Origin of the sequence: [Micrococcus luteus] ATCC 49442 (assembly GCF_010367585.1) — a bacterium.
Lineage (GTDB): Bacteria > Actinomycetota > Actinomycetes > Actinomycetales > Micrococcaceae > Arthrobacter > Arthrobacter luteus_A.
This window is the reverse complement of sequence record NZ_JAAAXP010000001.1, coordinates 2,780,744-2,792,621: the sequence shown is the minus strand read 5'-3', so window position 1 is coordinate 2,792,621 and position 11,878 is coordinate 2,780,744. Positions and strand designations below refer to the sequence as shown.

The window sequence follows — 11,878 nt, the reverse complement described above, 5'->3', positions numbered from 1 at the left end:
AGTCAATGACACGCTTCCACGCCCAAAAATACGCGTATTTCTGCGGTTCCGGATAAATAGGTCACTAAAGTTTGACTATAAGGGTCACCTAAGTAAGTCTTACCTTGCTACTGACAGCCCCCATGTCGAACTAAGGATGACCAACGTGCCCTTGCTGCCCCCTGTTGATGAGATGGAAGTAGATGACGACCCGGTGGCCGGAGCCCTGCCCGGGCAGGACTTCGGCTCCCGCGTCGAGCTCGCCCTCGCGGCCTCCAATCATCTGTTCAATTCCAGAAACTCCACCCGCTACGTGGCGCAGGTGCTGCAGGGCGTCAACGTCGTCGCCACCAAACTGGACCGGACCACCCAGCCGTTCACCGGCGTCGGACCTGCCGACATGAAGGCACGCATCGGCGCTGTGGACCTTGATCGGCCGCTGCCGGACACCGCCGCCGCCCTGGAAGAACTCGAGTCCGTCTACCTCCGCGACGCCGTCTACTTCCACGACGCCAAGTACGCCGCCCACCTGAACTGCCCGGTGGTGATCCCCGCGCTGGTGGGTGAAGCCATCCTCTCCGCTGTGAACTCCTCGATGGACACGTGGGACCAGAGTGCCGGCGCCACCATGATCGAACGCCGCCTCATCGACTGGACCGCCGAGCGGCTGCAGCTGGGGGCTGCAGCCGACGGCGTGTTTACCTCCGGCGGCAGCCAGTCCAACCTGCAGGCCCTGCTGATCGCCCGTAACCACGCGGTTGCCGGCCTCCGGCACCTGCCCGGAAATGCGCGGCTCCGGCTGCCGTCCCTCCTTGAGAAGCTGCGCATTTTCACCTCAGCGGACAGCCACTTCAGCATCCAGAAATCGGCCTCCATGCTGGGCCTGGGCTTCGACGCCGTCACCTCCGTGCCCTGCGCCCCGGACCACCGGATGGACCCCTCCGCGCTCGCCGAGGCGATGGCCGAAGCGCAGGACGCCGGCCTGGTGCCGATGGCTGTTGTGGCCACCGCCGGGACCACCGACTTCGGCGCGGTGGACCCGCTCGCCGAACTCGCCGCCCTGGCCCGTGCCTATGGCGCCTGGTTCCACATAGATGCCGCGTACGGCGGCGGGCTCATGGTGTCGAACCGCTACCGCCACCTGCTGGACGGCACACGCCTGGCCGATTCCGTCACCGTGGACTTCCATAAGACTTTCTTCCAGCCCGTCAGCTCCAGCGCCCTGCTGGTCCGGGACCGCGCCATGCTGCGGCACGTCACCTACTACGCGGACTACCTGAACCCGGAAAGCGCCGCCCTGGCCGAGATTCCCAACCAGGTGGACAAAAGCATCCAGACCACCCGCCGCTTCGATGCGCTCAAGCTGTGGCTGACACTGCGCATCATGGGCGCGGAGGCCCTCGGGGCCCTGTTTGACGAGGCGATCGACCTCGCCGCCCGGGTGGGATCCGTGCTGGCAACCGACGACGACTTCGAGCTCGCCGCCGAACCCCAGCTAAGCACGCTGGTGTTCCGGTACCGGCCGGCAGCGGGCGGGGCCCAACTTTCCGACGACGAGGCCGACACCCTTAACCCGGCCATCCGCGCCGCCGTCTTCGCTTCAGGGAAGGCCGTGGTGGCAGGCACCACGGTGAACGGCCGCCACTACCTGAAGTTCACGCTCCTCAACGCCGAGGCAACCCTGGAGGACATCAGGGAGATCATCGAACTGCTGCGCCGGACCGGGGCCGGCCTGCTGGCCCGCACAAGCGCCGGCACCAGCGAGGTGTCCGCATGAGCACCCCTGGCTTGGTTACCCCCACTGAACCGCGCATTTACGACTTCGCGGGGATCGGCGTCGGGCCCTTCAACCTCGGGCTCGCCGCGCTCAGCGAGCCCGTGGACGGGCTGGACGGCATCTTCCTGGAACAGCGGGAGCACTTCGACTGGCACCCCGGCATGATGCTGGAACCGGCCCACCTGCAGGTGCCGTTTATGGCCGACCTGGTAACCCTCGCCGATCCCACGTCGCCATATTCATTCTTGAACTTCCTCAAGCAGACGGGGCGGCTCTACCGCTTCTATATCCGCGAGAACTTTTATCCGCTGCGGGCCGAGTACAACCAGTACTGCCAGTGGGTGGCCGGGCAGCTGCGGTCCGTGCGTTTTAGCACGGCCGTGCTGGATGTGACGTACGACGCCGGGGTCTACCGCCTTTCCGCCGAAGGTCCGGACGGGCCGGAGGTGCTGCTGGCGCGGCGCCTCGTGCTGGGCACCGGAACCGCGCCATACGTTCCGGCGGCCTGTGACGGCATCGTCGGGGCCGCTGCCAGCGGCGGCGGGGGACTGGTCCTCCACAACGCCGACTACCTGTCGAGGAAGAGTGAGCTGCAGGCCAGGCGGAGCATCACCATCGTGGGCAGCGGCCAGAGCGCCGCGGAAATCTACTACGAGCTCCTGCAGGACATCGACGCCTGCGGGTACCAGCTGAACTGGGTCACGCGCTCGGGCCGTTTCTTCCCGCTCGAGTACACCAAGCTCACGCTGGAAATGACCTCGCCCGAGTATGTGGACTACTTCCACGGGCTGCCGCAGGACCAGCGGGACGGCCTCATCAAGAGCCAGAAGAACCTTTACAAGGGCATCAACTCCGAGCTCATCGATGCCATCTACGACCTCCTCTACACCAAGAGCCTCTCCGGCATGGTGGACACCCGGCTCCTGACGCATTCGTCGCTGACAGGCGGCTCCTGGAATGACACTGCGGGGTCCCACACCCTGCAGCTGCGGCATGAGGAACAGGGCGCCGACTACACCCTCGACAGCGAAGCAGTGGTGCTGGCCACCGGCTACACCTACCGCGAGCCGGGGTTTCTTGCCGGGATCCAGGAGCGCATCGCCCGGGACTCCGCCGGCAGGTTCGCCGTGGCCCGCAACTACAGCACGGGCGTCGAACCCGGCGAAATCTTCGTCCAGAACGCCGAGCTTCACACGCACGGGTTTGTCACCCCGGACCTGGGCATGGCGGCCTACCGCAACTCGTGCATCCTGCGCGAGATCACCGGCCGGGAGGTCTACCCGGTGGAGCGCAGCATCGCGTTCCAGCAGTTCGGACCGCCGGCAGGCAGCCCGGATGCTGCCCCGCCAGCCGCTGCTTCCCCGGCCGCGTCAGAGGCATTCACCCGGAAAGCGGAGGTGCCGGCATGAACTTCACTTTCCGCTGTGTTGATGCCGTGGCCGACGCACCCCTCCTCCACAGCTGGGTGACCCGGCCCTATGCCGCCTTCTGGGGCATGCAGGCCGCCACCGTTGAAGAGGTTGTGGAGGAGTACTCAAAGATCCAGGCAACCGGGCATCACCATGCTGTCTTTGGGCTCGACGGCGGCGTCCCCGCCTTCCTGATGGAGGAGTACCTGCCGTCCGCGTCCCCGCTTGCCGCGGCCTACGCGGTGCAGCACGGTGATATCGGCATGCACCTGCTGGTGGCCCCGCCGTCGGGAGCGCCTAAACCCGGGTACACGGCCGAGGTGATGGACGCGGTCCTGGAACGGCTGTTCCTCGATCCGGGCGTGGAGCGCGTGGTGGTGGAACCGGATGCCAGGAACACCAGGATCCACGTGCTCAACGAACGGCTGGGCTTCCAGCCGGCAGGGATCATCACCCTGCCGGATAAGGAAGCGCTGCTCAGTTTCTGCACGCGCACTGACTATCACGCAGCCCGCGCGGCGCTGCATCACCGTTCAGTCCTTACCCGCCAGCTTTCCCACGCCGTCCACCATGGAGCCGCACTGTGACCACCCTTGAGATTCCCGCCAGCGCCGGCTCCGTCAACACCGGCAGCACCGGCAACACTGTTCCCCACCTCTCACCGGAACGCTGGGCCGCAGCCAACCGCCACCTTGTCCGCAAGGCGCTCGCCGAATTCCTGCACGAGCGGATCCTGGAGCCGCAGCGCCTGGGCACAGGCGCTGGTCCGGGCCCGGACCACCTGGCCGGGCCAGCCGCCTACGTGGTCCGCAGCGACGACGGCAGCACCGCGTACTCGTTCACCGCCCGCGTCCTGGAACTGGAACACTGGTCAGTAGACGCCGCCTCCATCCGATGCACGCGCAGCGGCGAGGATGCGGCTCCGGACGCCTTGCTTTTTATCACCGAATTCCGCGACACCCTGGGGATCCGCGAGGACATGCTGCCGGTGTATCTGGAGGAGATCAGCAGCACCCTGGCAGGCCATGCCTACAAGCAGTGGATGGGGCAGCCGTCGGCGCAGGAACTCGCAGCAGGAGTGACCGGCGGCGCGGATGTTGCCGCTGACTTCCAGGCCATCGAGCGCAGCATGACGGAAGGCCATCCGTGCTTTGTGGCGAACAACGGCAGGCTGGGCTTCGGCATCAGCGACTACCGGGCCTTTGCTCCGGAGACCGGTGAGCCTGTCCGCCTGGAATGGATCGGGGTGCACCGCAGCAGGGCGGTGTTCACCGCCAGTGCCGGGCTCAACTACCGCGCCCACCTGGAGGCCGAGCTCGGTGTTCCGGCCCTGGTTTCTTTTGACGCGGAGCTCAGGGCCCACAGCGTGGACCCCGATGAATATTTCCTGATGCCCGTGCACCCCTGGCAGTGGGAAAACAAGCTGACCGTGACGTTCGCGGCTGAAATCGCGCAGCAGCACATCATCCCGTTGGGCACGGGAGCGGACAGCTACCAGGCCCAGCAGTCCATCCGCACGTTCTTCAACACCAGCACGCCTGCCAAGAGCTACGTCAAAACCGCCATGTCCGTCCTCAACATGGGCTTTATGCGGGGACTCTCGCCGCAGTACATGAAAGCCACACCCGCCATCAACGACTGGCTGCAGGCCCTGATCCTGTCCGATAATGCCCTGCAGCAGCGCGGTTTGGCCATGATCAGCGAAATCGCCGCGATTGGGTATCACAACGGATATTACGAGGCCGCGTCCGCCAAGGGTTCGCCCTACCGGAAGATGCTGTCCGCATTGTGGCGGGAAAGCCCGCTGCCGCTGGTGGCGGAAGGCCGGCAGCTGGCTACCATGGCCTCGCTGCTGCACGTTGATGCCGCCGGCAAGCCCATGGTGTCCGCTCTGATGGAGCGGTCCGGGCTGGAACCCGTTCAGTGGCTGCGCCGCTATTTCGAGGCCTATCTGGTCCCGCTGGTGCACTGCCTCTACAAGTACGAACTCGCCTTTATGCCGCACGGCGAAAACGTGATCCTGGTGCTGGAAGACGGCGTGCCGGTCCAGGCCATCATGAAGGACATCGCCGAGGAAATCGTGGTGATGGGGGACAGGCTGGACCTGCCGCCGGAGGTTGCCCGGATCAGGGCGGATATCCCCGACGGCGAGAAGGTCCTGGCCATCTTCACCGACGTCTTTGACTGCATCTTCCGGTTCCTCGGCGCGCTGCTGGTGGAGGACGGAAAGGCCGGCGAAGACGAGTTCTGGGGCACCGCGGCCGCGGCCATCCGCGAGTACCAGGCAAAGCACCCCGAACTGGCCGGCCAGTTTGCCCGCCATGACCTGTTCGCGCCGGACTTCGAACTCTCGTGCCTCAACCGGCTGCAGCTGCGGAACAACCAGCAAATGCTGGACCTGACGGACCCCTCGGGCGGGCTGCAAATGGCCGGGCGGCTGGCAAACCCGCTCGCGCGGTTCGCCTGACGTCGGCGGGGCCGTTACGAGTGCTGTCACGGGTTAAGCCAAGGTCAGTCCAGCGCCTTCACCTTTCGCTCCAATGCCGCCCGCTCGGCGGTGTTCCCGCACAGCGACACTGCCTCCAGGAGCGCAGACCGCGCGTCGCCACGCCGGCCCAGCCGGGTAAGCAGCTCACCGCGGACGGAGGGGAGGAGGTGCGAGCCCGCCAGCTCACCGCGGGCTGCGATCCCGTCCGCCAGCTTCAGTCCGGCTGCCGGGCCGGAGGCCATCGCCACCGCGACGGCACGGTTGAGCTCGACGATGGGGGACGGGGCCAGCCTGCCGAGGGCTTCGTAGAGGATGACGATCCGCTGCCAGTCCGTCCCGGCGACCGACGGCGCCACCGCATGGCACTCGGCGATGGACGCCTGGAGTCCGTAAGCCCCCAGCCCCCGTCCGGACCCCGCCGCCCGGGCGAGGGCCGCGCGTCCGCGCCTGATTGCAGAAAGGTCCCACCGCCGTCGGTCCTGGTCCTCGAGCAGCACCGGGTTCCCTGACGCATCGAGCCGGGCAGGGAACCTTGCAGCGGTGAGCTCCAGCAGCGCCAGCAGCCCGAAGACCTCGGGTTCGGGCGCGATCCTGACCAGCACCCGGGCCACACGGCGGGCCTCGCCGGCCAGGTCCGTGCGGATCCAGTCCGCACCGCCGGATGCGAACGAGCCCTCAGTGAAAATCAGGTAAATGACGTTAAGCACTGAGCCCAGCCGTTCGGCCAGCTCATCCGGTTCAGGCACCGCGAACGGCACCTTCGCAGCGGCCAGGGTCTTCTTGGCGCGCGTAATGCGTGCCTGGACGGTGGCCACCGGCACCAGGAAGGCCTTGGCGATTTCGTTGCTGCCCAGTCCGCCCACCACCCGGAGCGTCAGCGCGATCCTGGCTTCCTTGGACAACACCGGGTGGCAGGCGATGAACATCAGGGTCAGCACGTCGTCATCGATCGCGGCGGGGTCGAACAGCGCGTCCGCTCCGGGCTCTTCGGCCGAAAGGCCGCGGGCCAGCAACGCATACCGCTCGTCACGCGCCGCCCGCCGTCGGAACGCGTCAATCGCCCGACGGCGGCCGGTGTTGAGCAACCAACCTGCAGGTTCGGCAGGTACCCCGTTGACGGACCAGGAGACCAGCGCCTCGGCGAGGGCTTCCTGCGCGAGGTCCTCAGCCAGCGGGAAGTCGCCCGTGTAGCGGGCCAGGGCGCCGACGATGCGGGCAGATTCCATCCGCCACACAGCCTCGACGGCGCCCCTCGCCGCGTTGGAGCCCACAGCCGGGCCGTCGCCGTCGCGTCGGTGCCGGCCGGTCAGAGCTGGCCGGTTTGCTCGCGCCAGGCGCGCTCCTTCTGGATCCATTCGTTGTCCTGGGGGAACTCATCGATGGTTGGCACCCGGCGGATTTCGGTTTTGGTGCCCGCCGTCATTGGTGCGCGCTTGGCCCACTCGATGGCCTCTTCCTTAGACGCGACGTCCAGGAGGTAGAAGCCGTTGAAGAGCTCTTTCGTCTCCCCGTAGGGCCCGTCCGTGACCACCGGCTGCTCCCCGGTGAAGTCGACCACCACGCCCTCCTTGGGGTCATCCAGGCCTTCGGCCGCCAGCAGGACACCGGCGTGGATCAGTTCATCGTTGAACTTGCCCATCGCATTCATGGCCTCGGTGAAATCGACGTCGTTGAACTTCGCGAGGGACTCGTCCGTTGCCCGCATGATCAGCATGTACTTGGCCATCACAATCATCTCCTTGGTGGTGGAAGGTCGCCCTTCGACCTTCTCACCCACAGGTCGAACGGCGCGAGGCCGGATCGACAGAAACGGCCAAAATTCCCTTCCCCTTTCTGAGGGAGGGAGTCCACATGGCTAGTCTGGGCGCATGAACACACCCACAACAGCCCTCATCACCGGTGCCAGCGCGGGGCTGGGTGCCGAGTTCGCGCGGCAGCTGGCTGCCCGCGGCCACCACCTGGTCCTGGTGGCCCGTGACAGGACACGGCTCGAACAGACGGCGGCGGACCTGGAACAGCGGTACGGAACCACGGCGGAGGTGCTGCCCGCAGACCTGACGGACGACGCCGGTGTGGCCGCCGTCGTCGGACGTCTCAGGGACGCCACGCGGCCGGTAACGGTCCTGGTGAACAATGCGGGCAGCAGCCTCCTGCGTGACTTCGAACAGAACAGCGTGCAGGAGGAGCAGGAGCAGCTGCGGCTGCACTGTGCCGCGCCACTGGAACTGGTCCATGCCGCGCTGCCCGGGATGCTTGAGCGTGGTGCCGGCCGGATCATCAACGTGTCGAGTATCGCGGCGTTCCTGCCGCGCGGCTCGTACGCCGCGGCGAAGGCCTGGCTGCTGATGTTCAGCCGGTGGGCCAACCTGGCCTACAGGACGCGCGGGGTGACGGTCACGGCGGTGTGCCCCGGTCTGACGCACACCGAATTCCACGACAGGATGGGGATGGATAAGGCGGCGGTCCCGTCCTGGGCCTGGCTGAACGCCGAGCGGGTGGTGCGTGAAGGCCTGGCGGACAACCTCCGCGGCAAGGCAGTGTCTGTCCCCTCGAAGCGTTACAAAGCCGTGGCGGCCGCAGCCCGGGTGCTGCCGGACCGGCTACTCACCGGGCCGGCGCGCCGGCCGAAGTAGCGGAAACCGAAGCGTCGCCGGGCGCATGACCCCTTGGCGCACGGCCACCACTACCAGGATCCCCACCAGGGCGCCCACGAAGGTTTCCACACCGCGTTCCAGGATCAGTACCGACGGATCCATCGGTGCCGCCAGCTGTGTCATGAGCAGGATGACGGGAGTGAACGAAACCATCGCGAGCCCGTAGTGGCGGGTCATAAACAGCTCCGTGGTGAACTGGAAAACGATGACCAGGATGGCCAGGACCACCACCTGATGGGCGGCAAAGAACGGTGCGAGCGACCACGGCGCCGGAACAAGAACGACGGCGGTGACCGCCAACCCGAGGAACGTCCCCACGATGCGGTGGATTCCCCGCCGCACCCGGCTGGGGAGGTCCGCTCCGGCGAGCGGCACTGCCGCGGCTGCCATGGCCCAGTGCGGGTGTCCGCTGCCGCTGAGCACCCCGATGGAGCCGGCGAGGCCAACAGCGAGGGTGTACCTTGCCGCGTGAACTGCCGCGGCCCGCCCGGCTGCGCCGCTTAGCGCCACAACGTCACGAGCGGCGCCGCGTTGCCACGACCTGCCGCGGACCCAGCCGCCGAAGCCCACCGCCATGGAGAACGCTGCGGCGCCCGCGGCGATAAGCAGGGCGACGAACCAGGGGACGGTTGTGGGAACCGAAGCGCAGGCGCCCAAGGCCAGGATGCCGAAGAACGGCCCGTTGGGCTTGAGTTTCACCCGGTCGGAGTACACGGACCCGACGCCGGCCAGCAGCGCTTCGACGGCCACTAGCCACCAGGACTGCAGATGGTTCACCGACAGGAAAACACCCACGGCCACTCCGCCCACGAGTACCAAGGCTGCCTGCGACTGGTGCCGGAGCCTGAGCTGGTGGGGTTCGGACCGTCCGTACATCCCGGTCAGCGCGCCAAAGACGGCATAGATGATCAGGTCCTCCCGGCCCAGGAGCAAAAGAATGAGTGACGGGACGGCCACGCTGAGGGCCACCCGGAGGGCTGCCAGGTGATCGTTGTCCGCAGGCTCCAACCGGTGGAGGGCACGGACCTGCCGCAGGACGGGCTTCACTCCGTTGACACTCTCCAATCACCGGTTTGTTGCCCGGGAGCCCGGACCCTCAGGAAATTATCCCGCGGGCACGGCTAAGGCCCGCCCTGCATTACGTTTCGTGAGGAAACGCGCGGGACGGGCCTTTGAGCGCGGGCTACAAGACGGCCCGGACAGGCCTTGTTGTTCCGGGTGGTGCTTAGACGCCAGCCGGAAGCTTAGGGGCGGAATCCTTGCCGGCCGAGGCGTCCGTGATGTCCTGGGTTTCGAACGGCAGGTCGTCCAGGTCGATCAGCGGGTTCTCGTCCTGGGTGGCCACCAGTTCCTTGGCTTCCGCCTGCGTGTCCACGCTGGGCATGGAGCCCGGCAGCGGCCGCTGGGCTGATTCCTTCAGGAAATAGATGGCCACAGCCCCGATGGCTGAGGTAACCATGAGGTAGTACGCCGGCATCATGTCATCGCCGGTAGCCGTGATCAGCGCGGCAACGATAAACGGGGTGGTTCCGCCGAAGATGGCAACGGCGAAGTTGTAGGCGATACCCATGGCGCTGTACCTGTTGGCTGTCGGGAACTGCGCCGGCAGGGCCGAGGCGAGGTTAGCAACATAGAACGTCACAGGAAAGGCGATCAGCGAAAGGCCTGCCAGTGTGGACCAGACGTCGCCGATGCCGATCAGCAGGAACGCCGGGGTTGCCAGCACCACTGTGCTGACGGCGCCGATCCACAGCACGGGACGGCGGCCGATTCGGTCAGACAGCTTCCCGGTCAGGGGGATGCAGAGGCTCATGATGACCAGCACGGGGATGGTCAGCAGCGTTCCGTGGACGGGATCGTAGCCCTTGGACTCTGTGAGGTACGTCGGCATATAGGACGTCAAGGCGTAGCCGGCGGTGTTGGCAGCGGCAACAAGGATCATGGCCACGATGAGTGAGCGCCAGTAGGCCTTCACAATTCCCACCGGGCTCTTGGCGCTGTCCGTGTCAGCTGCTGCGGCAGCCTGCCCGATGCTTTCCTGGGCATCGAGAGTGGCCTGGAACTGGGGGGATTCCTCGATCTTGTTCCGGAAGTAGATAGCGATGAGGCCCAGGGGACCTGCAACCAGGAACGGAATTCGCCAGCCCCATTCTTCCATGGCGGCCTGGCCAAGGGTCAGCTGCAGGACAGAAACCAGCGCCGCGCCCAAAGCGAAGCCAAGGTAGCTGCCCATGTCCAGGAAGCTTGCAAAGAATCCGCGGCGCTTATCCGGGGCGTATTCGCTCACGAAGGTGGTGGCACCTGCGTACTCACCGCCGGTGGAGAAGCCTTGTACGAGCTTGAGGATTACCAGCAGCGCCGCAGCCCAGATGCCGATCTGCGCGTACCCGGGCAACAGTCCCACGGCGAACGTGCTCGCAGCCATAATCATCAGTGTTGCGGCGAGTACCTTCTGGCGGCCGATCTTGTCGCCAAGCCAGCCGAACACAACGCCGCCCAGCGGACGGGCAATGAAGGTGGCAGCGAAAGTACCAAGCAGGAACAGCGTCTGGACGGACTGGTCCGCCTCCGGAAGGAAGACTGGTCCCATGGTGGTGATCAGGTAGCCGAACACGCCCACGTCGAACCATTCCATGGTGTTACCCACGATGGTTCCGCCGAGTGCCTTTTTCAGCATGGGCTGGTTGACGACATTCACGTCGGACTCCTTGAGCCGGCGACGCGGAAGAATTCTTGGTTTGCGTGTCCCTGAAGGATTCGCTGATGGTGCAGTTGTTGGTACTGCGTTGTAGGTTCCGCTGGCGTTGTTCGCGCCTGCTGAAGAGTCGGTCGTGCTTCGGTCTGTGGGCATTTGGGCGACTCCTGTGGAGGTCATTTGCTTGCGACTTGTAGCTGCCCCGCTCTGGGCAGGCCTTCAATTTTACGCGAAACCCGGGACAACCATGAGCTGAATGCCGTAGGATCGCAGGTTTCAGGGCGTTTTCAGCAGCTATCAGCAGACTTCTTTTCACCGCTCTCGCCGCGCCACCATTGGGATCCCGGCGGCGCCCGGGCATCGTTACCTAATCTTTTTCCTTCAGGCATGTTTCTGGCGCCTTTTGTACCGCCGCGTGGCGCTAAATGTGGCGGCCGCCACGGCAATGTGCGGGCCTGCCGGAGGAGGCTACGGGAGCCAACCGGGGGTTCACAACCGAGCCTGTTGCTGCCTATTGTTGACCCATGGGAACACTGATTTTTGAGTAGGCGGACGCCTGCGGCCTATTAACCCCCGGCTAATACTCGGCCCCGTCCTCGCTGATCTCGTCAGACAAGCAGATCCTCCTCAGAAAGGTTCCACCCAATGACCGAAAAAAACACCTCCGACCAGTCCGAATCGTCGCAGGACAACCCCGAGGCCAAAGGCATCAGGGCCGGGCTGACCGAAGCCCAGCGGGCGATGCTCGCCAGCAAGTCCCGGGGTGGCGACTCCGGGCTGCAGAGCGTGGGCAAAAACCACAAGCCCACGCACGCCAGCGGCAAGCAGGGGCCGGCGGAGAAGAAGGTCCGCTGGTAGCCGCGGCGCCGGATCTCA

Annotated in this window: 10 protein-coding genes; 6 read left to right on the top strand and 4 right to left on the bottom strand. The window is 65.9% G+C overall.

What is annotated here, in order from left to right; genetic code table 11:
• Positions 1–145: 145 nt before the first annotated feature.
• Genes GUV69_RS12695 through GUV69_RS12680 form a run of 4 tightly spaced genes read left to right on the top strand, consistent with a single transcriptional unit; the run spans position 146 to position 5,632 of the window.
• Positions 146–1,756 carry a pyridoxal phosphate-dependent decarboxylase family protein gene (locus tag GUV69_RS12695; RefSeq protein WP_431197109.1) on the top strand — a complete coding sequence of 537 codons (1,611 nt, stop codon included), beginning with the start codon at positions 146–148 and terminating at the stop codon, positions 1,754–1,756.
• Positions 1,753–3,165: a lysine N(6)-hydroxylase/L-ornithine N(5)-oxygenase family protein gene (locus GUV69_RS12690; RefSeq protein WP_164202856.1), complete on the top strand. Its 1,413-nt coding sequence runs from the start codon at positions 1,753–1,755 to the stop codon at positions 3,163–3,165. Before GUV69_RS12695 ends, GUV69_RS12690 begins: the two co-directional genes overlap by 4 nt.
• A complete protein-coding gene (locus GUV69_RS12685) occupies positions 3,162–3,752 on the top strand; it encodes a GNAT family N-acetyltransferase (protein ID WP_164202853.1) in 591 nt (196 codons plus the stop codon). Before GUV69_RS12690 ends, GUV69_RS12685 begins: the two co-directional genes overlap by 4 nt.
• A complete protein-coding gene (locus tag GUV69_RS12680) occupies positions 3,749–5,632 on the top strand; it encodes an IucA/IucC family protein (protein WP_431197108.1) in 1,884 nt (627 codons plus the stop codon). The genes GUV69_RS12685 and GUV69_RS12680 overlap by 4 nt, the downstream gene beginning before the upstream one ends.
• Before the next feature lie 44 nt (positions 5,633–5,676).
• On the opposite strand, the gene GUV69_RS12675 is transcribed toward GUV69_RS12680, so the two are convergent.
• Both GUV69_RS12675 and GUV69_RS12670 read right to left on the bottom strand, forming a co-directional pair.
• The gene (locus GUV69_RS12675; protein ID WP_244292867.1) at positions 5,677–6,924 is read right to left on the bottom strand and encodes an RNA polymerase sigma factor; all 1,248 of its coding nucleotides are present in this window, start codon (positions 6,922–6,924) and stop codon (positions 5,677–5,679) included.
• 35 nt (positions 6,925–6,959) lie between these two features.
• On the bottom strand, positions 6,960–7,379 hold the full coding sequence (locus GUV69_RS12670; protein WP_164202848.1) for a YciI family protein: 420 nt from the start codon (positions 7,377–7,379) through the stop codon (positions 6,960–6,962).
• A gap of 142 nt (positions 7,380–7,521) precedes the next feature.
• Here GUV69_RS12670 and GUV69_RS12665 point away from each other — a divergent pair, with 142 nt between their 5' ends.
• Positions 7,522–8,286: an SDR family NAD(P)-dependent oxidoreductase gene (locus tag GUV69_RS12665; RefSeq protein ID WP_164202846.1), complete on the top strand. Its 765-nt coding sequence runs from the start codon at positions 7,522–7,524 to the stop codon at positions 8,284–8,286.
• Here the strand turns inward: GUV69_RS12665 and GUV69_RS12660 are convergent.
• Together GUV69_RS12660 and GUV69_RS12655 are read right to left on the bottom strand one after the other, a co-directional pair.
• Positions 8,254–9,354: an FUSC family protein gene (locus tag GUV69_RS12660; RefSeq protein ID WP_164202844.1), complete on the bottom strand. Its 1,101-nt coding sequence runs from the start codon at positions 9,352–9,354 to the stop codon at positions 8,254–8,256. The genes GUV69_RS12665 and GUV69_RS12660 overlap by 33 nt on opposite strands.
• 178 nt (positions 9,355–9,532) lie before the next feature.
• Positions 9,533–11,158, bottom strand: a complete 1,626-nt coding sequence (locus GUV69_RS12655; RefSeq protein WP_164202842.1) for an MFS transporter — start codon at positions 11,156–11,158, stop codon at positions 9,533–9,535.
• Between the two features lie 489 nt (positions 11,159–11,647).
• Between GUV69_RS12655 and GUV69_RS12650 the strand changes: the two genes are divergently transcribed.
• Positions 11,648–11,860, top strand: coding sequence for a hypothetical protein (locus tag GUV69_RS12650; RefSeq protein ID WP_164202841.1), 213 nt, complete (start codon positions 11,648–11,650; stop codon positions 11,858–11,860).
• Positions 11,861–11,878: the final 18 nt, after the last annotated feature.

What these genes read in the sequence shown, in the direction of transcription:
- GUV69_RS12690 (WP_164202856.1), top strand. Translation starts at nt 1,753, where the DNA reads ATGAGCACCCCTGGCTTGGTTACCCCCACTGAACCGCGCATTTACGAC.
- GUV69_RS12685 (WP_164202853.1), top strand. Translation starts at nt 3,162, where the DNA reads ATGAACTTCACTTTCCGCTGTGTTGATGCCGTGGCCGACGCACCCCTC.
- GUV69_RS12670 (WP_164202848.1), bottom strand. Translation starts at nt 7,379, where the DNA reads ATGGCCAAGTACATGCTGATCATGCGGGCAACGGACGAGTCCCTCGCG.
- GUV69_RS12665 (WP_164202846.1), top strand. Translation starts at nt 7,522, where the DNA reads ATGAACACACCCACAACAGCCCTCATCACCGGTGCCAGCGCGGGGCTG.
- GUV69_RS12655 (WP_164202842.1), bottom strand. Translation starts at nt 11,158, where the DNA reads ATGCCCACAGACCGAAGCACGACCGACTCTTCAGCAGGCGCGAACAAC.
- GUV69_RS12650 (WP_164202841.1), top strand. Translation starts at nt 11,648, where the DNA reads ATGACCGAAAAAAACACCTCCGACCAGTCCGAATCGTCGCAGGACAAC.